This is a genomic window from Paenibacillus agri (assembly GCF_013359945.1).
Classification (GTDB): Bacteria; Bacillota; Bacilli; order Paenibacillales; family Paenibacillaceae; genus Paenibacillus_AQ; species Paenibacillus_AQ agri.
The window spans coordinates 342,095-363,813 of the sequence record NZ_JABWCS010000221.1 but is presented as its reverse complement, the minus strand read 5'-3'; the positions used below and the strand labels follow the sequence as shown (position 1 = coordinate 363,813).

At 49.6% G+C, this 21,719-nt stretch carries 21 protein-coding genes; 6 read left to right on the top strand and 15 right to left on the bottom strand.

The genetic code is table 11. The features are described from left to right. Window positions 1–54: 54 nt before the first annotated feature. Both HPT30_RS28375 and HPT30_RS28370 read left to right on the top strand, forming a co-directional pair. On the top strand, window positions 55–267 hold the full coding sequence (locus tag HPT30_RS28375) for a hypothetical protein (protein ID WP_066370491.1): 213 nt from the start codon (window positions 55–57) through the stop codon (window positions 265–267). A gap of 153 nt (window positions 268–420) precedes the next feature. After that, complete coding sequence (locus HPT30_RS28370; RefSeq protein ID WP_175374605.1) at window positions 421–1,320, top strand: manganese catalase family protein; 900 nt, start codon at window positions 421–423, stop codon at window positions 1,318–1,320. 226 nt (window positions 1,321–1,546) lie between these two features. Here HPT30_RS28370 and HPT30_RS28365 read toward each other — a convergent pair whose 3' ends face one another. Beyond that, window positions 1,547–1,705, bottom strand: a complete 159-nt coding sequence (locus HPT30_RS28365) for a hypothetical protein (protein ID WP_175374604.1) — start codon at window positions 1,703–1,705, stop codon at window positions 1,547–1,549. A 208-nt stretch (window positions 1,706–1,913) separates the two neighbouring features. Here HPT30_RS28365 and HPT30_RS28360 point away from each other — a divergent pair, with 208 nt between their 5' ends. Then, on the top strand, window positions 1,914–3,578 hold the full coding sequence (locus tag HPT30_RS28360) for a ribonuclease J (protein ID WP_175374831.1): 1,665 nt from the start codon (window positions 1,914–1,916) through the stop codon (window positions 3,576–3,578). 80 nt (window positions 3,579–3,658) lie between these two features. On the opposite strand, the gene HPT30_RS28355 is transcribed toward HPT30_RS28360, so the two are convergent. The 3 genes from HPT30_RS28355 to HPT30_RS28345 all read right to left on the bottom strand — a co-directional run bounded on the left by HPT30_RS28355 (window position 3,659) and on the right by HPT30_RS28345 (window position 6,155). After that, on the bottom strand, window positions 3,659–4,660 hold the full coding sequence (locus HPT30_RS28355; RefSeq protein ID WP_376767073.1) for an aldo/keto reductase: 1,002 nt from the start codon (window positions 4,658–4,660) through the stop codon (window positions 3,659–3,661). A gap of 87 nt (window positions 4,661–4,747) precedes the next feature. Continuing rightward, entirely contained in the window at window positions 4,748–5,938 is a 1,191-nt protein-coding gene (locus HPT30_RS28350) for a stalk domain-containing protein (RefSeq protein WP_175374603.1), read from the bottom strand. Continuing rightward, window positions 5,856–6,155, bottom strand: a complete 300-nt coding sequence (locus HPT30_RS28345) for a hypothetical protein (RefSeq protein WP_175374602.1) — start codon at window positions 6,153–6,155, stop codon at window positions 5,856–5,858. Before HPT30_RS28345 ends, HPT30_RS28350 begins: the two co-directional genes overlap by 83 nt. A gap of 646 nt (window positions 6,156–6,801) precedes the next feature. Here HPT30_RS28345 and HPT30_RS28340 point away from each other — a divergent pair. Then, complete coding sequence (locus HPT30_RS28340; RefSeq protein ID WP_175374601.1) at window positions 6,802–7,473, top strand: tetratricopeptide repeat protein; 672 nt, start codon at window positions 6,802–6,804, stop codon at window positions 7,471–7,473. 91 nt (window positions 7,474–7,564) lie between these two features. On the opposite strand, the gene HPT30_RS28335 is transcribed toward HPT30_RS28340, so the two are convergent. From HPT30_RS28335 to rpiA, 7 genes are all read right to left on the bottom strand, one after another. Next, window positions 7,565–8,668 (bottom strand): DUF4179 domain-containing protein, encoded by a 1,104-nt coding sequence (locus tag HPT30_RS28335; protein ID WP_175374600.1) that lies wholly within the window; start codon window positions 8,666–8,668, stop codon window positions 7,565–7,567. After that, window positions 8,665–9,195, bottom strand: coding sequence for a sigma-70 family RNA polymerase sigma factor (locus HPT30_RS28330; protein WP_312876387.1), 531 nt, complete (start codon window positions 9,193–9,195; stop codon window positions 8,665–8,667). The genes HPT30_RS28335 and HPT30_RS28330 overlap by 4 nt, the downstream gene beginning before the upstream one ends. A gap of 202 nt (window positions 9,196–9,397) precedes the next feature. Further along, window positions 9,398–12,562 (bottom strand): MMPL family transporter, encoded by a 3,165-nt coding sequence (locus tag HPT30_RS28325; protein WP_175374598.1) that lies wholly within the window; start codon window positions 12,560–12,562, stop codon window positions 9,398–9,400. Next, entirely contained in the window at window positions 12,559–13,002 is a 444-nt protein-coding gene (locus tag HPT30_RS28320) for a MarR family winged helix-turn-helix transcriptional regulator (protein ID WP_312876391.1), read from the bottom strand. Before HPT30_RS28320 ends, HPT30_RS28325 begins: the two co-directional genes overlap by 4 nt. A 187-nt stretch (window positions 13,003–13,189) precedes the next feature. Further along, window positions 13,190–13,630 (bottom strand): GNAT family N-acetyltransferase, encoded by a 441-nt coding sequence (locus tag HPT30_RS28315; RefSeq protein ID WP_175374596.1) that lies wholly within the window; start codon window positions 13,628–13,630, stop codon window positions 13,190–13,192. 18 nt (window positions 13,631–13,648) lie between these two features. Beyond that, window positions 13,649–14,104, bottom strand: coding sequence for a VanZ family protein (locus HPT30_RS28310; protein WP_246317500.1), 456 nt, complete (start codon window positions 14,102–14,104; stop codon window positions 13,649–13,651). After that, window positions 14,101–14,787 (bottom strand): ribose-5-phosphate isomerase RpiA, encoded by a 687-nt coding sequence (gene rpiA / locus HPT30_RS28305; protein ID WP_175374595.1) that lies wholly within the window; start codon window positions 14,785–14,787, stop codon window positions 14,101–14,103. Before rpiA ends, HPT30_RS28310 begins: the two co-directional genes overlap by 4 nt. A gap of 322 nt (window positions 14,788–15,109) precedes the next feature. Here rpiA and HPT30_RS28300 point away from each other — a divergent pair, with 322 nt between their 5' ends. After that, complete coding sequence (locus tag HPT30_RS28300) at window positions 15,110–15,307, top strand: hypothetical protein (protein WP_175374594.1); 198 nt, start codon at window positions 15,110–15,112, stop codon at window positions 15,305–15,307. Window positions 15,308–15,310: 3 nt separating this feature from the next. On the opposite strand, the gene HPT30_RS28295 is transcribed toward HPT30_RS28300, so the two are convergent. Together HPT30_RS28295 and HPT30_RS28290 are read right to left on the bottom strand one after the other, a co-directional pair. Then, entirely contained in the window at window positions 15,311–15,802 is a 492-nt protein-coding gene (locus HPT30_RS28295) for a GNAT family N-acetyltransferase (RefSeq protein ID WP_175374593.1), read from the bottom strand. Window positions 15,803–15,852: 50 nt separating this feature from the next. Beyond that, a complete protein-coding gene (locus HPT30_RS28290) occupies window positions 15,853–16,314 on the bottom strand; it encodes a hypothetical protein (protein ID WP_175374592.1) in 462 nt (153 codons plus the stop codon). A gap of 278 nt (window positions 16,315–16,592) precedes the next feature. On the opposite strand from HPT30_RS28290, the gene fsa reads away from it, so the two are divergent. Then, window positions 16,593–17,240 (top strand): fructose-6-phosphate aldolase, encoded by a 648-nt coding sequence (fsa, locus tag HPT30_RS28285; protein WP_175374591.1) that lies wholly within the window; start codon window positions 16,593–16,595, stop codon window positions 17,238–17,240. Between the two features lie 154 nt (window positions 17,241–17,394). Here fsa and bcbE read toward each other — a convergent pair whose 3' ends face one another. Together bcbE and helD are read right to left on the bottom strand one after the other, a co-directional pair. Continuing rightward, entirely contained in the window at window positions 17,395–18,675 is a 1,281-nt protein-coding gene (gene bcbE, locus HPT30_RS28280; RefSeq protein ID WP_175374590.1) for a bacillibactin exporter BcbE, read from the bottom strand. Between the two features lie 173 nt (window positions 18,676–18,848). Further along, window positions 18,849–21,197 carry an RNA polymerase recycling motor HelD gene (helD, locus tag HPT30_RS28275; RefSeq protein ID WP_175374589.1) on the bottom strand — a complete coding sequence of 783 codons (2,349 nt, stop codon included), beginning with the start codon at window positions 21,195–21,197 and terminating at the stop codon, window positions 18,849–18,851. Window positions 21,198–21,719 lie beyond the last annotated feature (522 nt).

Sequence of the window (21,719 nt, the reverse complement as noted above, 5' to 3'; positions counted from 1 at the left end):
CTTCTATAAGGTATAGAATTATATTTATGTTTATTAATAAAGGAGAGTTTCAACATGCCTATTAATCGTCCTCTATTTACGGATATTGACCTGCAGGAAGCCGTAGATCGCCAGTACCCTGTGCGCGTCTTCCAGGATGATCATCTGGTGAATTCCGGCGGCTTCATTGTCCGCTTCACGGATTCCGACGTAGTCATTCAATCCCGGGTCAGCGACTTGACCTATTATTCCCGTTCGAACTGCCAGTTCTTTGAGGTCAGACCTTAGAGACTGACTGCAATCACATCTGAAATAAGAATTGTGCAACAGTGGTGCAAGGCGCTTATTCGGAGAATCCGGGTATAGTTCCCCACGGTTGGAGACACTAAGAGCGATGAATGCCGCTTTTGGCAAATTCAACTGATAATGAGGTGCTGGCCTATGTTTAAACGTTTTGACGAGATTGCCATTGAGATTCCGGAGGTAGAACGCCCCGATCCCAATGCCGCTGCTGCGGTTCAGGAACTAATGGGCGGGAAATTCGGCGAGATGTCGACCTTGAACAACTACCTGTTCCAATCCTTCAACTTCCGGAGCAAAAAAAAGCTCAAACCCTTCTACGATCTGGTTACGAGCATCACTGCAGAAGAACTGGGCCATGTCGAACTGGTTGCCCATGCTGTTAATAAGTGTCTGTGCGGCTCCACGAAATATAAAGAACCAGACCAAACGCCGCTAAATCCGTTGAAAGATATCCGAAATTCTTACTTTGGACTAGCCGGTGCACAGTCCGCGCTCCCCATTGATTCCATGGGCCGCCCCTGGAGTGGAGAATATGTGTTCAATAGCGGGAATCTGATTCTCGATTTGCTGCATAATTTCTTCCTGGAGTGTGGAGCACGTGCTCACAAAATGAAGGTCTATGAAATGACCGATCACCCTGCTGCACGGGAGGTTGTCGGATACTTGCTAGTCCGCGGCGGGGTGCATGTCGTGGCCTATGCCAAAGCGCTGGAGGTAGCTACCGGTGTGGATGTCAGCAAACTGGTGCCGATCCCCTCCCTCAGCAACAAGGCATTCAACGAAACACGAAAGTATGAGGAGAAAAGCCTTCACACCAAGCTGTATACGAACAGCGACGGGGATTTCACAGCGATCAAGCAGATCTGGAAGGGAACTCATCCCGAAGACGGACAGCCGCTTGAAGTTATAGAAGGTTCACCTAAGGGGTATCCGATTGCTGAGGCACCTGAAGTGCCGGAAGAATTTGCCCCTGGCATCTCAGAAGAAGATTTCAAAGCGATTGCCGCCAGGTTGCAGCAGGCCGCTAATATCCGATAAGACGCTGACCACTGAATCAATTTCATAAATCCATAAGTGAGCGTCTAATCATCGATATCAAGTTGTACATGGTTTAGGTATAACTTGATATTGTACCTATTCGGATTGAAATCCGTATTATGAAATTGATTCAACTTTATAAAAAATCTAAAAAGCCGGGCGACAGGACCTCAGAGGGTCATGCGTCCGGCTTTTCTATGTAGCGCTATGTTGAGTTGCCTGAATGTCACTTTTTGAGACCACTGCCCGATCTCATCTTCTCCTTCAGTACGTCACGGAAGACGACCATCTTCTCGTCCGCTCTCTTCTGCTTGGAATTGGCCACGGGTTGAGGCCTGAAATACTGATGATTGAAAGCCATAAGACTATGTACTGTCATATTCATGCTGGATTCATCCTCCCTTCCGTAATCTTTTCCCTGTCAACATGTCCATACATTGGCTGCTTTCTTCTTTATTAACCCGTATGCCTTACTCTTAAACAGCTGAGGTGCATTTTCATGCTAAAAAGATGTTTTTTTTCATAACAGGATAATCCCCATGGTTTTCATCCATAATATAGGTAAATTCAGTTGGGGGGAACTGCCTGTGAAAATGTCAGGAGAACGGCTCTGGATCGCTGCATTAGGCGGCGTCAATGAGATCGGCAAGAACATGTACCTCGTGCAGTATGCCGATGATATTATTGTTATCGATTGTGGTGCCAAATTTCCCGATGAAAGTCTGCTAGGCATCGACCTGATCATTCCTGATGTCAGCTACTTGCTGAACAATATAGATAAGGTACGAGGACTGGTCGTGACTCACGGACATGAAGATCATATTGGCGGCATCCCTTATCTGCTGAAGCAACTGAACATTCCGATCTATGCTTCCCGCTTGACACTAGGCTTGATAGAAAACAAGCTGAAGGAGCATGGCCTTCTGCGGCAGACGAGCCTGCACTGCATTGATGCGGATTCGACCCTGGACTTTGGCACCATCACCACTACCTTTTTCAACACTAATCACAGTATCCCGGATTGTCTCGGGGTTGTATTCGATACTCCCGAAGGAACCGTCGTACATACCGGAGACTTCAAATTTGATATGACACCGGTCAACAAACCATACCCTGATCTGCACAGAATGGCTGAAATCGGCAAAAAGGGTGTTAAAATCCTGCTTTCGGAAAGCACCAATGCTGAGCGCCCTGGCTTTACTCCGTCCGAAAGACTGGTAGGATCACATATGGAAGAAGCGTTTAAGAATGCTGAACAAAGAATCTTTGTCTCCACCTTCGCCTCCAATGTGCATCGTCTGCAACAGGTTGTGGATGCTGCTCATCATACAGGGCGTAAGCTCACTCTGCTAGGCAGGAGCATGGTGGCTGTGGTCGGCGTAGCCCAAGAATTAGGATATTTGGACATTCCGGATGGCATGTTGATAGAGCCTGCAGAGGCTGCCGATCTACCGCCTGAACAATGTGCCGTCTTATGTACAGGAAGTCAGGGTGAACCCATGGCGGCCTTATCCCGTCTGGCGAACTCCAGCAATCGGCTGATGGAGATTCAAGCCGGGGACACCGTACTGATCGCTGCCAATCCAATACCCGGTAATGAACGGAATGTCGCCCGAATTGTAGACAACTTATATATGCTGGGTGCACGGGTCATCTATGGCTCCCGCAGCGAGCTTCACGTATCCGGACATGGCAGCCAGGAAGAACTGAAACTGATGCTGACCCTTATGAAACCGGAATACTTTATTCCGGTGCACGGGGAGTACCGTATGCTTCATCATCACAGCCTGTTGGCCGAGGCGGTAGGTGTAAATCCTGAGAAAATTTTCATTCTCAAAAATGGCGACATTGTTGAAGCTGCGGGGGGGACTGTCAGACAGTCCGGCAAAAAACTAACCGCAGGGCAAATCCTCGTCGACGGTCTGGGCATCGGGGATATTGGCAATGTAGTGCTGCGCGACCGGCGACAGCTCTCGGCTGACGGGATCCTGATCACAGTCATTACACTTAGCCAGACCGATGGACGGCTGCTGAACAGCCCCGATACCATTTCCAGAGGGTTCATCTATATCCGCAACTCGGAAACGCTAATGGACGAAATCAATCAATTGGTCACGGACACGCTGCATAAAATGCACAAAGCCGATCTTGGCCAATGGAATATCATGAAGCAGACGATCAAAGATGTCCTGGGTAAATTCCTGTATGAAAAGACCAAACGGCGACCGATGATCCTGCCGATCATTATTGAGGTGTAACGGCTACAGCATGGATAGACAGACAAGAGCCTCCAAGTGACCAAGGGTCCTCGGAGGCTCTTTGTATATAGCTTGCTATGTTATTTGACCGCGGCCCAGGAGGCTTCATTGAGCTGCTCCAATTCATCAGCCGTAAGCTGGAAGGTCATCGCACCGATGTTTTCCTCGGCATGCCGCACCTTCGACGCACCCGGAATCGCCACAACCGTATCGCCGTGATAATGAATCAGCCAATTCAGTGCGATCTGCCCTGAGGTCGCATTGTATTTTCGACCGAGGGCATCCAAAGCCTCTATTAATGGCCGACTGCGTGCCAGGCTCTTTTCATTTAAACCGGACATCAACCGGCGGCTGCGGGTCAGGGCTTGAATCTGCGCCGGATCATGGTGGAATCGACCCGTGAGCAGTCCCTGCTGCAGTGGAGAATAAGCAATGATTGAAATGCCATGCTCCTTCGCAGCCTCCAGAATTCCGTTGCGGTCAATCGCCCGGTCGAGCAGATTGTATTTGACCTGATTGGAGACCAACGTCAGTCCATCCTGCTGCAACAGGCGGTGAGCCGCGACCATCTGCTTCGCCGAATAATTGCTGACTCCGACATAACGGATTTTTCCCGCTTTAACCAAGCCAGCCATCGCCTTCATCTCCTGAGCAATCGTGGACAAGGAGAATGGCTGGTGAATCTGGTACAGGTCAATGGTTCGTCCACCCAGGCACCCAATCCGCTCCTCTATCGTCGAGGTAATCGAACCCGCGGTGCGGAAAAGTGGCCACCACTTGGTCGCGATTAGCGGAGCCGCCTGGGGACTTCCCTCCTGCCGCAGCTCGTCAAGAACCTGGGCCAGAGCTTCCTCTGATTTACCTCCGCCGTAAACCTCTGCCGTATCCACCCAGTTCATGCCGCCTTCAAGGCTAACCCGCACAATCTCGAGAATATCACCTTCATTCAGGTTGCTCCAATAGCTGCCCACCAGTCCTTTCCCCCGGCTGAACTGCCAGCATCCCAGTCCCAGTGGCGAGACGGAAAGCGAAGACTGACCCAGTGGGCGCAGCTTCACCGTTGTCAAGTTCTGCTCCATCATTCATCCTTCTTTCCCCGCTATGAAATAAAAACCATTAGTACGATTACGCCTAACATATCATTTATCTCCTGTAATTAGAAGATAACTTTATTGCTGGATTAGATTAATCATATTTTCTTGCTTACTCTGCAAGGTGAGGCTATATAAACTGCCCTCCCACCTTGTTGCAAAGCCCAGGGCCTGTGCTAGCTGGGCTGCCGGAACCATCGAGGTGTAGCTCACCTTAATGCCCTCCCCCATTGGGAGGATTCTGCCATTTCCCAGCTCGTAATTCCCATCTTGAAGCGCAACTACGTTTCCATCCTTGGTCAATGTCATGATGCCGCCCACAGACCCGATGGTATAACCGAGACTTTGAGCTACATCCCGCAGCGGAACCAGCACTCTGCCCTCCTTGAAAACCGGTGGCTGGAGAGGCTCCACAGTCTGTCCGTCAATTATTAGCGTTACGGGTTTCAATAGGGGGGAAACCGTAAAAGGACGGGAATCAAGAGCACTGATGCCCAATTGACCGAACATGTTCGTGCCCCAGGCGGCAACCGTTCCATCTTTCAGAACCGCATATTTGCTGTTTTCTCCTGTGGCAAAGGACACCGGCGCGTGCAGCCCTTTAATCTGCCTCGGCTGTGTAAAACTAAGCTGGCCGTCGGCAGCATACTTATAACCCCATGTCCAGACTGTGCCATCCTTCCGGACAGCGGCAAAACCATCCAGATTCAGCTCCAATCTGGCGATGTTGCTCAATGATATAATTTTCTGAAGCAACTTCTGATTACTCCCTGCTCTCCATATCCAGTATTCACCCTTCTGGTTCTGCACGAGGTTGAACATGCCGTTCGTTTCTATTGAAATTATGCCGGATTGGGAAGACATCTTCTGCAGCTTGATTGGATAACCGGGAACCCCGGAGTCACTGCTCTTCCAGCCGCCGACAGATGACCATACTGCGCCACTGTTCGTCAGGGCAACTAAGCTGTCACCGTTAAATACCACTGACTTGACATTGTAAAGACTGCTGACCGGAGTCGGCGTCTTTGGGAGACCTGTGTTATCTTCCTGACCCCCGGTTCCCCATACCCATAAGGTACCATTATCCTTGAGCGCGGCATGGTAACTTTCACTGCCAACCCATTTGATTCCACTTAAGCCCGGCACCTTCACTGCCGCAGGCAGAGTGGTATATCCGGTTTCAGAATCAGCCGGGGAGTTCCATTCCCAGACGGTGAGGAGTGATCGTCCAACCCTCAGGACTGGCGACTCCGTTACCAAATTGTCCATAGACATTGCTCCCCCAAGCCCACACGGTACCGTCTTGGCCAAGCGCGAAGGAGTTCCCGCCCCAGAAGCCTGGAGAGGTAATTACCTTCTTGATATTTGAAAGTTTTGCCGTAGACGGCACTTCCGCTGCACCAGCAGCTTGAGGTATGGACACCCACACTAAAGCTACACATAAAACAACACTAAGCATAAGGAACTTGGATCGAGATAACTTCATCACCTGATCTCCTTCTCAGATTATGGTATAATTATCCTGGCCGAACACATCCTATTATAACGAAATACCGCAGCACCGTAATACATAAGAAGACAAATGATATAGAACACATTAAAATAACAAATATAGCCCATATAAGCCGAACAAAAGAAATTCACGAAAAACTGAAGATGAGCGCACGGGGAAGCTTGGTACTGTAGTCGCAAAGCGCTCGCCTGAAAGCTTTCCATAGGAACTGTCGCAAGCTCCGGTTGAACAATGCCAACACAATAGGGCGCAAGGCGCTCCTGCCTGAGAGCTTTCTATAGGAAAACTTTCACTGGAATATGACTTTCGACAGATTTAACCACCAGAAGCGGTATATTCCCCTTCACCAGTTGCTTAACAGTGAAAAAAGGGGGCCTTCTCCCCAATTAACAGCATTTTTGTACCTTATTTTTCTTTAATATAGGTGAAAGAGGGAAATAAGGGCATTATTGTATCTTATTTTTCGAAAAATCACGCTTGTACGGGTATTCTGGAAGATTTAAGGTACAATATTGCACTTAATCCCCACTAGCCGGTAGCGACAGAGGATTTAAGGTACGAAAATGCCGTTAATTACACTTCGATCCTAATCTTAATTTCACTCATCTAGGAGGACAATATGTTCAAAATTCTCGGATTCATCCTGTTATTCCGATTTATCGGCAATCCTTTTCTTGCTCTGCTCATTCTGCTAATTATTCTGTATGTACTGGATCGCCGTTTTGTCGGCATCTTGCCTAGCATAGCAAAACCCTTCCGCAGATCACGGCAAATTTCCAAACTGAGAACTACTATTTCGCTTAATCCCAATGATGTATCCTCTAAATTTGAACTGGCCCGGTATTTGTCGGAACGCAAAAAATTCAATGAAGCTAAGAAATTACTGCAGGAAATTGAAGACCGTTATGAGCAGTCTGCCGAATATTGGGTCGAGCTTGGACACGTGAATTTGAAGCTGGGACAGATGGAAGAAGGCGAAGCTCAGGTACTGAAAGGACTGGACATTAACCGCAGAGCCCAATACGGTCAACCCTATCTGCGACTGGCTGAGATTTTCCGTCATACAGACCGCGACAAGGCGCTTCACTATGTCAGCGAGTTCCAAGAGATTCAATCTTCCTCCAGTGAAGCTTATTATCTGGCTGGATCGATGTACCGGGCGCTAGGAAGGGAAGAAGAAGCGAAGAGTGCTTTTGCAGAGTCCACAGCGATCTACCGATCGCTTCCCAAATACAAGAAACGCCAGGAACGCGGCTGGGCGCTGCGCAGCTTTTTTGCCAAAATGAGATAGATGACGATCCTCTTACATCCTTAAGCGTAAAAAAAGAAAACCTCCGGAATCCACATTTCACGTGGCCCCCGGAGGTTCTTTGCTGTTATCGTCATTTCACAGGTACTATAAATTCAAGCTCGGAGATATATTGTTTCTGGGTTTCCATCCAGATGAAGGGCTTCACTATGAGAATTCTTGGCATTGGGTCAAGAGGTTCGAACGAAGTGGTATACTTTATCCCCTCTTCATCACCGCTTCCATTCCCACCGATGGAGACAAGCATCCGCCCCTGCTCATCGAAAAGATCAAAATTGAAATTAGGGAACCCAGGAAATTTATATTTCTCCGGTATTTTTTTGATAGTGTCACTCATTCCTTCTCCTGCCTCACTCTTGACCTCTACCACCAGTTGGGTGGTCGTCTGGCTTAGTTCTAACCGCTTAATACTCATATGGACATGATCATGACTTTTAACTTCGGCCGGGGTGAGTACAATACTATCCGCAGTATTTTTTGTAACAGGAATCGTGAAAGTAAAGTTCTGCTTCAGCTCAGCCAATCGGACCTCCATCTTGAACTCAAATTGATCCGGAACTTGCACTCCTTCAAAAGTGGTCACGATCACCGAGTTCGGAGACTCGTCGCCGCCGGGGGACAATCCCCATGCTGTATTCACGAGCTCCCCATTCACATAAAAGTCGATATTATTGATTTCATTACCAGAAACCACCTGTCTGCGTGCCCACGTCTCCATAAATGTTGCACCAGAGGAGTCCGGTGACTCACGGCTAAGGACCAGAGACAAGCGACTGCCATCATACATCAGCTCCGATACCCCCAGTGTCACGCCTTGGTGAGTAATACTCTGATCCACGCTGTGAGTTAATCCACGCTCTGATGCATTGCGAAGACCAAGATCTCCCGCTAACTGGAACACACTCTTCACAAAAGGAATTTGCTTAAGGGTCTCCGCCATAGCCGGCGAAAAGAAACCCAGGGCAATAAAAAGTAGGCAAGCTACAGCCACACTACCGGTCATAAGGATTATACGGCGCAACCACCGTCGCTTCTTCTTTACTAGACCGTGGTTTTGGGTAGTGCTGTCCAGTATTTGATAAGTGATGTCCATTCTACTACGAACGGATTCCGGAACTTCTTCAATGGGAGGACTCTTCAAACCGGCAAGTTTAGCCTCAAAATCAGGATTGTTCATACGTTGACCTTCCTTTCTGCTGGATCTGCCAGCCACTGGTATAATGACTTTCTAGCCCTATGCAGCCTTGTCTTGATTGCACCTTCAGACAGCTCCAGGATGTCCGCAATTTGGCTAAGTGGCAGATCCTGAAAATAATGCAGGATAATAATATTCCGCGAGATCTCCTCTAATTGATACACGGCTTCACGCAGATCGATATGTTCATAGTCAGGACTCTCTCTATGCAGGCTGGGCAGCTCAGCCATCACGACGCTTTTGGCACGCTTGCGCAAGATTAGATTGCATTCATTAATCAATATGCGTAACAGCCATGTTTTGAAAAATAACGGCTCCTTCAGACCCCCAATCGACTGATAGGCCTTGAGCGCCGTCTCCTGCATGGCATCCGCGCAGTCTTCATCCTTTTTCACAATAGCTTTCGCCACTGTATACATTTGCAGCTCCAGCTCTTTCACAAGATGGATGAAAGCATCTTTATCCCCCGCTTGGGCACGCCTGACCTCTTCCGTCACCTCTGTTTCCACCTGTAAAACCTCCGTTCCTTTTCCACTCATTTCCTGCTCTTTATGCTGATTAGATGTCCGGGAAGGGAAAAAGGTTTCTCTTTATTTGTAAAAATCAAAAAAGAGAGTGTCCCAGTAAACAGCAATTGCTGCGGGACACTCTCTTTGCAAGGAAGTGTAGCATTCTCACCAGGCTACAATCTGGACCTTCAGTGACAATACTCTACACATCTAGTGTATTAGATTTCTCCTCAGCAGCACTAGAGCTGTCAGGGAATGGCCACCAGTTGGCCCGCCCGAATATCTTCACCATCACCGGCACGAAGAACGGCAGGAAGATAAAGGCATACAAGGCCAAGCCGGCAAGCACTACAGTAGCGATCTGCATCATCGAGAGCACACCCGATGGGTACATTGAAGCAAAGGTACCACCCAGAATGACTACTGCCGACAAAATGACGGTTCCCATATTGCGCATAGCATGCAGGATGGCTTCTTTCACATCCCATGACTTGTTCTCGTTGAACCGGGCCATAAGGAAGATACTATAGTCAACGCCAAGCGCTACCAGCATAACGAAGCTGAAGAATGGCGTGGACCAGGTGATTCCGGAATAGCCGAGCATGTTCACGAAGATCGCTTCCGTCATCGCCAGTGCCGTAAAGTAAGTAATCACGAGCGACAGAATCAAGTAAAGCGGCATAATGAAGGAACGGAGCAAAACAACCAAGATGATGAATATACCGCCCAGCATCAAGATTACCGTCCGGCTATAGTCCGCATTGGAGATGTTCTGCAAGTCGTTGTAGGTGCTGGTTACGCCACTAATGGCAATTTCCGCGTTCTCCAGCTTCGTTCCTTTCACCGCACGTTCAACAGCTGACTGAATACTGCTAACACTGTCGATGGCTTCCTTGCTGTAAGGGTTCTGCGCGAACACTATATCAAGGGTCATAATCTTGCGGTCATGTGTCAGGTAGTTGTCGAACACCCGCTGAATGCCGTCGGCTTTGAGAGCCTCATCCGGCACAAAGAATCCGCTCAATTCATCATCCTTCGCGTTATGAATCTGGTTCAGGAAATCCTGTGCTGAGCCAAGACCACCGGAGATCTGCTTCAGCCCATCAGCACTGTCGCTTAGCCCGGCAGTTAACTGTCCGATCTGGCCGGTTAACTGACCGAAGCCGTCCGCCAGTTGCTTCTGTCCACCTTGCAGCTGATCCAGACCGCCTGTAATCGATGGAATTTTCCCAACGATCTGGCCTTGACCGTCAGCAGCCTGGTTAAGTCCCGATTGAAGCTGACCAATCCCCGCCACAAGCTTCTGCAAGCCTTGTGCCAGTGCAGTCTGTCCGGCCACAGCTTTGGCATAACCGGCATTGGCTTCCGTCAGGCCGCCAGCCGCCCCCTTCAAGTTCTGCGAAATCTGGCCGAGGCCAGCCGCCAATCCAGCAGCACCGGCACCGGACTGAGTCACTGTGCCTTTAATAGTCTGGTAATTGACATCCTGCAGCAGATCCGGATAGCTGCTCTCAAGTCCAGCGAAGGAAGTGCTCAGGCCATTCAATGCCGTTGCTACGCCTTGCAGCTGGCCTTGAATCTGGCCAAGTCCGCCATCTAGCGCCGTCAGACCTGCGCCGATTTTTTTGTAGCCGGCAAGCAGCGCCTGATTGGCGTCCGCCAACTGCTGTGCGCTTGTTGCAGCCTGCTGCAGTCCGGCTTTGATCTGGCCGGCCCCGGCTGAGCCGCTCTTAATGCCGCTCTCAATCCGGGATAGGCCGTCGCCAAGAGCGACAATCCCGGCTTTCAAGTCCGCCGTTCCTTCCGTCAGCTTCTCGCTGCCGGACACGGCTTCAGCCAGCTTGGGCGCATTATCACTAAGCTGCTTGCTTGCTTCTGACAAGCCGCTCTGAATCTTGGACAAGCCGTCATTCGTCTTGTCCAGACCCTCTGAAAGCGTCTTGACCTGCGTAGGAATCAGGAAGTCATTGATCGCTTCGCCTGCCGGACGCGACATACTGCGAACGGTCTTGATCCCTTCCACCTTCTCCAGCTCACGGCTGATCTTCTCCGCAAGCCCGATATACTCCGAATTGTCCATACGGTCGTCATTCTTGATCACGATCTTGCCTGGCATAGATTCACCAGGACCAAAGCTTTCGGATATAATATTAAAGCCTTTAACCGAGGCATAGTTCGAGCCAATCTCATCCATACTGTTATAGGATAGCTTCCCATCATAGGTGACCAGGAAAGGCACAACGATAGCTGCTACGATTAGTAGCGCCGCCCAAGGTCTTTTCAGGGAGAAGGAGCCTGCCGCGCCCCAGATCCGGCTTTCGCTGTGTTCCAGCTTGCCGCGAGACGGCCAGAACATCTTTTTGCCCAAGACAGCCATAAAGAAAGGTACAACTGTCACTAGTGCAAGCAGCATCACCGCTATGCCGACAGCCACGGCCACCGCCGAGCGATACAGCATAAATTTAGAAAAGCCGATGGCTACAAAACCCACAAACACGGCAAGGCCGGAGTAGAACACCGTACCGCCTGCTTTACGATAAGTCTCAATAATTGCAGTTTTGGTATCCGCGGAAGCAGCCAGTTCTTCCTTGAATCGGCTTATCAGCAGGATACAGTAATCCGTCCCGATCCCGAACAATACGGCCACCATAAAGATCTGGGTGAACGTGGATAGCGGGAAATCATAACGATCGACCAGAAACGCTACAACTGACTGGGCGACCACATAACTCAATCCCACAGTTAGCAGCGGAACAAATGGAGCTACGAACGACCGGAACACTAAGAACAGAATTAGAAGAATGAATACAACGGTTATATATTCTGATTTCTTCAGCCCCGCTTCGGAGCTGGCAATCGTGTCTTCGGTAATCAAACCTTCACTCGTCAGATAATGATCAGCGTCCACATCTTTCAGTAGCGCGTCTACTTTACCTGGAAGCAACTTGACGTCTTCATCACTGCCAGCGACAAACAACGCCACCATAATTGTTTTGCCATCCTTGGCGATCAGTGTATCTTTCAGCTCACTTTGCGAGAACGGGTCGGTAATGGAGTCCAGTTTGAGATCGGCTTTATTCTGGTTCAGCTTCTCAACGCCTTGCTTAATACTCTCCATTTCCTTGGCCCCAATGCCTTGCGGCTTGTTGAACACAAGTGCAACTTGATGGAGCGTCTCCCCGCCTTTGGCCTCAGCAGCTTCTTTCATAATCTCGGCTGCTCTGGATGAAGAATATCCGGCCGGAACCGCAATCTGTCCCTTCTCGCGGACTAGATCGGACATTCCAGGTGCTGTCAACATCAATACAACAGCCGCTGCAATCCAGATCACAATGATGGCCCATCGGGCCTTAAGTATGGTCTTCAATCCTCTTTCCCTCCTGAGTCTTGCATCATTCTTGCCAACCTCTCGAACATCATAATGAAATTCTCAATCTCTTTGTCTCCAAAATGGGAGAAGTACGGCGACACCGTATCCATGACATGCTTACCCGCCACTTCAAATACTTCACGCCCCTGCTCCGTCATTGAGAGGTAGACCTGCCTCCGGTCATTCTCGTCGCGCGTACGCACCAAAAGTCCCGCATCGACCAGCCGGTTGCTGATTGCTGTAATCGAGCTTTTACCTACAGCGAACGATTCGGCCAGATATGTGGAGGTGCAGCGCTCCTTCCCGTTGATCAGCCGCAAGATCAGGTATTGGTCTGTCGTAAGTCCGCCAGCGATACTATCCCTGATTTGGGCACTGATATTTCTTGACACCGCCAGGTAGGCATCCAGATAACGGTTTATCCACTGTTCTGCCACTTCATCCAAAGCTTAATCCTCCTTACAACCCCACAATAGTTCATGTGTAGAATAGTTTCACTTTAGAACTATATGACTTCAGCACTCAAAAGTCAAATCTAATGACGTAGTGCTTGTATTTGCATGAAAAAAAATGACAGGCCAACAAAACTCCTTGGCCTGCCATTCTATGCCGTTCAGGGTGAGGTTATTCCTCATCCTCAAACTCTTCAACCTCATATACACAGCGAAACATCTCGATTCCGGCTGCATTCACGCCGAGACTATAGACCATAAAGCCCAGGGCCCGATAGAAATCGGCCGCTACCTCATCTTCAGTCTCTGCCAGTAAGTAACGCGGCTCTCTGGCAGTAAGCAGCTCCAGAATCATCCCACGGGCATACCCTTTGCCCCGATTCTCCGGCAGTACGGCAATGTGGCGGATATCCAGCGAGCCATCTTCTGTTTCCTCGAATCCTACCAGACCAAGGAGCAATTCCTCTTCTTCCCAGCCAAACAACTGCAGCCCGGATGAATTGCGGTATTCCTCCGAAGTCTGCTGAAGGGTCTCGGTTTCCTCAACCACCGCATACTCCAGCAGTTCATTCACCTCAGGTGTTCCGATGCGCGGTGTCAAATCAATCAGCATGTATGTAATCCCTCCATCTTATGAATTCCTTCCAGTTCTCCCCAGCCGAAGTACAGCATAGCCAGCCCATACCCCCAGCATATTCAGCAGCAGGTCATCCACATCGAAGCTTCCAACGTGCAGAAGCATCTGCAGACATTCTAGCAGCAGAATAACAGGGATCATAACTAGCGCCAGTCTGACCGCAGAAGACAGCTTGTTCCAAATCAGGGGCAATAACAACCCGAACGGAACAAATACAGCCACATTCCCCAGCAGGTTCACCGCCCGATTCCAAATGGAAAGGCGGTTCCCCATGTCCAGATAAAGAGAGACGGTCTTCCATGGTACCAGATTATACTGCCACGGTCCACCCATATGGGCTTCACGGCCGAAACCGAGAAACATCCAGTAGAGCAGCAGCGCACTGTATAAAATAAGAACAGCCCCGCACCTACGTCTGCGCCTGGGTCCGGACGCTGGAAGGAAGATCAACGATGCTTATCTCCTTCGATAACTTCAATGCTGCCATCACTTTTGCCAATAATCGCAAAGTCTGCAATGCCAATAAAGAGACCGTGTTCAACTACGCCTGGTATGCCTTGCAGCGCCTTAGCCAGCTCCGGTGCCGAATGGATTGCTCCAAAGTGGCAGTCAGCAATGTAATTGCCATTGTCACTCTTATACAGCTCATCTCCGGTGCGGCGCAGTACCGGCTCACAACCGAGCTTGGCGAGATCACTAAGCGTCCATTCACAAGCGAATGGAACAATCTCTACAGGCAACGGAAACTTGCCCAGTGTCTCCACTGCCTTGCTCTCATCGGCAACCACGATCATGCGCTCGCTCCCCATAGCGACAATCTTCTCGCGCAGCAGGGCACCACCGCCACCCTTCACCAATTGCAGCTTGCCATCCAGCTCGTCCGCGCCGTCAATCGTGAGGTCAAGGCGGTCAATGTCACCGAAGCCCACGAGTGGAATTCCCAGCTCACGCGCCTGATCCTCAGAAGCCTGTGACGTGGCAACTGCCGTAATCTTCAACCCTTCAGCCACCCGTTCGCCAAGCTTGCGGATCGCCCAATAAGCCGTCGAACCGGTACCAAGGCCTACCTTCATACCATCCTTCACATATTCTACTGCTTTCTCAGCGGCTAACTGCTTTACATTGACGCTCATTTTATTCCCTCCACATTTCCGTTATAATATTTATGATACAAAAACTATATAAGATGAACAAAAGAAAGTAACAAAAAGCGAGAAGGAACGAAGGGGGAAGTTTGGAACTGGAGGAGCGAAGCGTTCGCCTGAAAGCTTTCCGCAGGAAAGCTCGCATCGGAAGCCTAAGCTGTGTCCAGATTTCAACCGCTAGAAGCGGTTATAAAGAAGAAATCTGGGGACAACAGCGACCGGAAGTCCAAACATTCCACCGTATTGACGACCGAGCCTTATGTTAAGACATTAAGTTCATCTTATATAACCAAACTCCAGGAGGAGCAAGATGAGAACTGAAAACCAGATTCAATCCAAAATTAATGAACTAACCCTGCAGCGCAGATCGCTGGAATCACGCCTCGCCCCCTTGGCAGAGGAAGATACCCAGCGGAGTTCATTGCAGGCACAGCTTGTTCGACTCAAAGATATGATTCTAATGCTGGAATGGGTACTTAACGCACCCGTCGGTAAATACCACGCCTGACGCTTATTCTTCTATCAGCGTTTTGCCGTAGCATAGACTGTCAGGATCTCCAACATAAGGCCCAAACAGATCTATCGGCCGGTAGCCGTGCTTGACATACAGCCCAATGGCTTCCGGCTGCTTGATCCCGGTCTCCAGCAGAACTTCCCGGTAACCGGCGGCCAAGGCCTTTCCTTCGAGAAACAGCAGCATTTTAGTGGCGATCCCCATTTTGCGGCAGCTGGAATCTACATAGAAGCGTTTCAACTCCATCGCCTTTCTTTCAGGATCCAGATAATCCAGCGGACGCAACCCGCCGCAGCCCACCGGCTGTCCGTTCACATAAGCCACAACAAAAGTCATTTCCTGAACCTTGGGATCACTGAAATCCACGACATAAATCGTCTCATGCGGATATCGCTCCCGCAGTTCCTCATCCAGAGTGACAATAAGCTCCCGCAATTCTTTGTTATCCGGAGCTACAACTACAAATTCCACATCTGTAACAGGCAGCATATGTTACTCCCTCCATGCACTTTCTCATAATGAACTGCATTCCATCAACACTAATCGGCAAGCTGAACTGCTTCTTTTACCGCACTCTCCAGATTCAGGATCAGTTCCTGCTCAAGATCACTGACTCCCTCCTCCACATAGGCAACATATTCGATCGGCTGTCCCTGACCGGCCAATTGCCTGATCCTGCTCAGCATATAGCGCTGTGCATCCGGCAATAACATTTCTCCTTGCCCTGTGTCATCCCTGCATAATGTAACCCAAGCGTATCCCTGCCCTTCAGTCACTGATGCAGCTGATTCCAGAGGCAACCTCAAGCTGAATAAATGTCCTCGTCCAGAATCCCCCAGCTGGCAAGGTGTAGCTTGGCTAAACACAGAATAACGCCTGGACGGCGTATGCACCGCTGCTCCGCTTCCCTTGCGTCCGGCAATCAGCCGGCTGTTCTGATAGGCAAGCCATCCCGAAGCCAGCAGCAACAGGAGTGCAGCAGCCAATACCGTCAGGATCATCCATCCTCACCGTCCATTCCTAATTAACAACACTTCCTTTATCTTATCACGGTAACAAGACGCACGGGAATGGGGATTTTGCAGACATATGATTTTGCAATCCACCTTCTGTATGTCTCGCCTTCCAGTGAACCATAATAACAGGGACTACGGGAGAAACCCTATAAAGTCATTTTAAAATATTCAAAATAACAGTTGAAACTTTTTCGGCCATGTCCCATAATTAAAGCTGAAAGCGGCTAGCCAATCCATTAGGAAATCAAGGGAGGATATCAGCAATGAAATTTTTCTTGGACACAGGGAATATTGAAGAGATCAAACGTATCACCCGCCTCGGTTTGGTGGATGGCGTAACGACTAATCCTTCACTGATCGCCAAAGAAGGCCGACTCTTTAAAGACGTTATCAAAGAAATCGTTGAGATCGTGCCAGGTCCTGTCAGCGCTGAGGTCATCGGCCTGAAGGCAGACGAAATGCTGAAGGAAGCCTATGAAATCGCTGAGTGGGCACCGAATGTGGTAATCAAGCTGCCTATGACCGAGGATGGTCTGGAAGCCTGTTACGAACTCACGAAAAAAGGTATCAAAACCAATGTGACGCTTATCTTCTCCGCCGCCCAAGGCCTGATGGCCGCCAAGGCCGGCGCCACCTATATCAGCCCATTCGTAGGACGTCTGGATGATATCGGCGTGGACGGTTTGAAGCTGATCAGAGATCTTAAGACTATCCTGACCAACTACGGCCTGACTTCCGAAATTATCGCAGCCAGCATCCGCAACATTGCCCATGTCGAGCAAGCTGCCTTAGCGGGTGCACATATCGCAACTATTCCTGGTTCCCTCCTGCCATCTCTCTGGAAGCACCCGCTCACCGATAACGGTATCGAGCGTTTCCTCAAGGACTGGGAGACAGTTCCAAAATCCTAAATATAGATTCACTTGATGGTGAACACCAAGCCCTTGTCCGAATGTCCAGACAAGGGCTTTTTAGTAGCGTTAATTATTTACTTGGCATTCATCCACAAAGGCAGAGCCTAGAATATATGCAAAAGAATGTGCTAGCCCTGCTCTTTTCGGTAGCTCAGCGAGCCCGGGCCCGCTGAGTCCGGATCGAGAAAGACTTCGCTGTCTTTTGGGCTCCATCTTGTCCGCCTTCTTCTTTGCTTGGCGTTACAGCAAACAAACTCAACAAACCGCCTACAGCGCCCAATACAGCCATGGTTCCGAATAGCACCCAATGCCCCCGGGTCATCAGCAGCGAGACTACCGGAGGTCCCAGCGATACCCCGATAAACCGCATACTGCTATATAGCGAAGTAATTGTTCCCCGGTTTTCTTTTTCAAAAGCCTCGGTGATCAGCGCATCCATGCAGGGCAGGACCACCCCAATACCGATGCCGCTCACTGTCAGGAACCCCACCATCATATAAATTCCTTTGTTGAAGCCGGTGATCACCATCGCGCCTGTCAGCAAAACCATTCCGCCAAAGCCCAGCCACTTCATCAGGGCCTTGTTCTGGCCGATGATCTTCCCGCACCCGTAGGAAGCGAGACAGAGTAGCGCCAGCGGGATGGCCAGCACCAGCCCTTTCATCGCTCCATGCAGCTTATGTTTTGTTTCCAGGATCTCTGACAGATAAAAAAGCACTCCGAAGGTTACGAACATGCATATGCCCCCGATGGCAAATATCGCATAGAGCCAGCGCCCCCTTTTGCGGAGAATGTCCTTAATATCGGATAAAAACTTGCGTAGGGTCGGTTTCTCCTCTGCAGCCTGATCTTCCTTTTTCGGCGGCTTGACCAGAAACAATACCAGCACGAATGAAAGAATGCAGAGAAACGGAATCGCGATAAATGGAGCGTACCAGAGCAGCGTCCCCAGGTATGCGCCCAAAATCGGGCTAAGCACCTTGCCGAAGGTATTGGAGGTCTCAATCAGCCCTAGACTTTTGCTGACCTCCTTCTCATCTTTGAACAGATCCCCCACGAACGGTAGCACGATTGGAAAAGCGCCTGCAGCACCGATTCCCTGAAGCAGTCGCCCGGCAAGAATCACCCAATATGCGCTATACCCTTTCATGAACCAGGCGGCGATTACACAAACAACTCCACCAATAGCGGCTAACATAAGGCTGGGCAGTATCACAATTTTCCGTCCATAGCGGTCGGAGAAAAAACCGGCAACTGGAATCATTAAAATGGCAATCAGACCATAAACCGTGATGATCATGCTGACCTGAAAAGAATTGATCCCCAGGGCATGTTCAATCTGCGGTAAAGTTGGTAGTAGCATGGAGTTGCCTAGCGTCATTATCAGCGGAATGGAAGCCAGTGCAACCAGATCCCATTTTTTATCCTTCATGGACTGACCACCTTTATCTTAGTTGACATTACCCCTTATTGTGGTTTGTTCCCCTCTCTTTATACACCGTGATGTAAATAAACAGCCGTTTGTAGACTGTGAAAAAAAGTAAAACCGTACTTCGCGAAGCGAAGACGGTTTTTAGGGATTTTTAAAAATTGAATTTCTTTATATTATACGCTGCCCACTGTGAGTGACTCAGTCTTAGAGGTCGGCATAAACCGGCTGGGACGTCCCAGACAATAAATATGCAGCAAATGCATCGCCCGGGTACATGCCGTATAGAACAGCTTGCGTTCGCTCTCCCGGTTATACTGCTGATCCGAGCCATCATAAATAATAACGGCATCGAATTCCACACCCTTCGCCAAGTAAGCCGGCAGAACCAGCGTACCCTTCTGGAAGTTCGGCGTATCCTTCGTTACCAGTCTGGCAGGTAATTTATCCTCTAGTGCGGCATGAACACGTGCGCTCTCTTCGGCTGTTTTGCAGATCACCGCCACATAATGATAGCCCTGGGCATGCAGCTGCAAAATATCCCTTTCCACCGCGTCCAGCAGCTCCCCACCAGTTGATACGACTTGTATCAGCGGTTCCTCGCCGCGCCGGTTGAACGGTGTGATCCGCTCCCCGCCGGGAATCATCGATCTCGTGAACTCGACAATTTCATACGTTGAGCGATAGCTGCGCGTTAGCGAGATCACTTCCGTATTCTCTTCCCCATAAATGCTCACAAGATTACCCAGCTCACCAAGTACCTCACCTTGAGCATAAATTGCCTGGTTTAGGTCGCCTAGCACCGTCATTTTCGCCCGCGGGAACAGCCGCCGCAGGAATTCCAGCTGGAACGGTGAATAATCCTGAACTTCGTCAACAATGACATGCCGAATCAGGGTGTTGGTCCGGAAGCCCTGGCTAAGCTCCTTCAGATAAAGGAATGGCGTGGCATCCTCGTAATAAAGATGATTCTCTGCGAGAGCAGACACGGTTTGTTGACTAATCTCATCCCATTCAGCTGGAAGAGGACTGCCGTTCAAGCTTTCCATCAGCTTGCGATCGCTGAACAGCTTGCTGTATAGTGCCTTAACATCCACAAAGCGCCCGCGCTTGATCCAGCCGCGAAGCGGCTTAAGACGCTGACTGACCACATAGCGGGCCAGTACCTCTTTTTCCGTGTCAAAATCGTCAAAGCTACTCTCAGTCCCCCGCTTCTTACGCCGCATCATCTGGTAAGCCCGGTGATAATCGCTGGAATCCAGCAGCTCAATCTGGCTCTCTACCCATTCTGAGCCCCGCTCCTCGTGACTGTAGGCCGCCAGCTTCTTGAGCAGCCATCCAGTCATCAGCTCCACCCGGTTTGCCAATCGGATCGCTGAATCATAGCTATAGAACTGAGCCGCCATCTCTTCCTTGGTGACTACGATACGACCCATGAATACGACCGGCTTGAACTGAATACCTTCCTTCTCCAGCATGGTGGCATAACGGCGAATAGCATCCAAGAAGGCTACCGAGGACTTATACTGAATACCGTCCCTGCGGACGCGGGCTTCAGGACCGTCTGGGGCGTTCAGCAGGCTTTCCGTCTGGCTAAAGACATCTTCAAGTTGAAACTCTTGGGATAACCGATGCTCCAAATACATCTGGAACGTGGTTTGCTGCATATTTTCCTCCCCCAATTCAGGCAGAACGGTGGAGACATAGCTGTTAAACAGCGGGTTGGGTGAGAACAGCAGCATTTGATCTGCCTGTAGCACTGCTCTGTATTTGTAGAGCAAGTACGCCACCCGCTGAAGCGCTGCCGAAGTCTTACCGCTACCGGCCGCTCCCTGAACGACCAGCATACGGCTTTTATCATTGCGGATGATGGCATTTTGCTCCTTCTGGATTGTAGCGACAATGTTCTTCATTTTGTCATCCGCACTGTGGCTAAGCACTTGTTGCAGCAGTTCATCCCCGATGGTCACCCCGGTGTCGAACATGACCTCGATCTTCCCGCTGTCAATCACAAACTGGCGTTTCAGCTCCATAGTGCCGGAAATGATCCCGCCAGGGGTATCATAGGTTGCCGGTCCGGGCGCTCCGTCATAGTAAAGACTTGAGATCGGTGCACGCCAGTCATAAATCAGGAATTGGCCGTCATCCTCCATAAGTGATCCAATCCCTAGATAAATCTGCTCCGCTTCTCCATTTGGACCCTCTGAGAAATCTATACGGCCAAAATAGGGGGAGACGACCAATTTTTTATATTTTTTAAGAGCTTTGCTGGACTGCAGATGATGGCGTTCCCGTTCGTTAAGAATCTGTGCTTGCTGACGCAAGCTGGTTGAGGTCTCGCCCAAATCATCGGGACTACTGAAGTTGACAGTTACCTCTTCCCAAAATTCTTTACGCATATCCACCACATCGGTCCGGTGCAGCCCCAGCTCCTCAGATAACTGCCGGATATGCCCCGACAAGATCTGGGTTACCTGAGTTACCCGCTCCTGCTCTTCTTTCCATTCCTCTTGCTGATTTTCCACTACATTTCATCCCCTTTTGAAGGTTGACATTCCAAACTGTTCATGATAAAATTCATATTGAATAATTGTGTTTTCTCACAAATTCTTCTTATCTGGCGTTTTTATATTGTACCAACTCCACCTCTTTTTTTCAAGTTGAATAGTAACTTTATTCTCTTACATGCAGCAATAACAAATACATTATAATTAATCCGGTCCCCTTGGGACTGGATTTTTTTGTTGAGTGCATTCAATTGGGAAGATAGCAAAAATGGGACCTTGCATCGCTGCGCTCATGTCAAATTTAAGGATCTTGCTCGAACCCAGTACCTACTTCTTATTCCGTCTGCTAACGGACCCCAGAAACGTTATTTCCTAATCCACCTACCATTCTAGAATATAACGGACTCGAAAGACGTTATGAGTCGAAATACTGTGTGAAATCCACGGTTTTGGAGGAAATAGCGCCCCCTGAGTCCGTTACATGTTCCACCTGCTGCTTTCTATGTAAATAACGACGATAGGGTCCGTTAGCCCCCACGC

Coding starts and splice junctions, on each gene's coding strand:
- HPT30_RS28375 (WP_066370491.1), top strand. CDS start 55: ATGCCTATTAATCGTCCTCTATTTACGGATATTGACCTGCAGGAAGCC.
- HPT30_RS28370 (WP_175374605.1), top strand. CDS start 421: ATGTTTAAACGTTTTGACGAGATTGCCATTGAGATTCCGGAGGTAGAA.
- HPT30_RS28365 (WP_175374604.1), bottom strand. CDS start 1,705: ATGAATATGACAGTACATAGTCTTATGGCTTTCAATCATCAGTATTTC.
- HPT30_RS28360 (WP_175374831.1), top strand. CDS start 1,914: ATGTCAGGAGAACGGCTCTGGATCGCTGCATTAGGCGGCGTCAATGAG.
- HPT30_RS28355 (WP_376767073.1), bottom strand. CDS start 4,660: ATGATGGAGCAGAACTTGACAACGGTGAAGCTGCGCCCACTGGGTCAG.
- HPT30_RS28350 (WP_175374603.1), bottom strand. CDS start 5,938: ATGGACAATTTGGTAACGGAGTCGCCAGTCCTGAGGGTTGGACGATCA.
- HPT30_RS28345 (WP_175374602.1), bottom strand. CDS start 6,155: ATGAAGTTATCTCGATCCAAGTTCCTTATGCTTAGTGTTGTTTTATGT.
- HPT30_RS28340 (WP_175374601.1), top strand. CDS start 6,802: ATGTTCAAAATTCTCGGATTCATCCTGTTATTCCGATTTATCGGCAAT.
- HPT30_RS28335 (WP_175374600.1), bottom strand. CDS start 8,668: ATGAACAATCCTGATTTTGAGGCTAAACTTGCCGGTTTGAAGAGTCCT.
- HPT30_RS28315 (WP_175374596.1), bottom strand. CDS start 13,630: ATGCTGATTGATTTGACACCGCGCATCGGAACACCTGAGGTGAATGAA.
- rpiA (WP_175374595.1), bottom strand. CDS start 14,787: ATGAGCGTCAATGTAAAGCAGTTAGCCGCTGAGAAAGCAGTAGAATAT.
- HPT30_RS28300 (WP_175374594.1), top strand. CDS start 15,110: ATGAGAACTGAAAACCAGATTCAATCCAAAATTAATGAACTAACCCTG.
- HPT30_RS28295 (WP_175374593.1), bottom strand. CDS start 15,802: ATGCTGCCTGTTACAGATGTGGAATTTGTAGTTGTAGCTCCGGATAAC.
- HPT30_RS28290 (WP_175374592.1), bottom strand. CDS start 16,314: ATGATCCTGACGGTATTGGCTGCTGCACTCCTGTTGCTGCTGGCTTCG.
- fsa (WP_175374591.1), top strand. CDS start 16,593: ATGAAATTTTTCTTGGACACAGGGAATATTGAAGAGATCAAACGTATC.
- bcbE (WP_175374590.1), bottom strand. CDS start 18,675: ATGAAGGATAAAAAATGGGATCTGGTTGCACTGGCTTCCATTCCGCTG.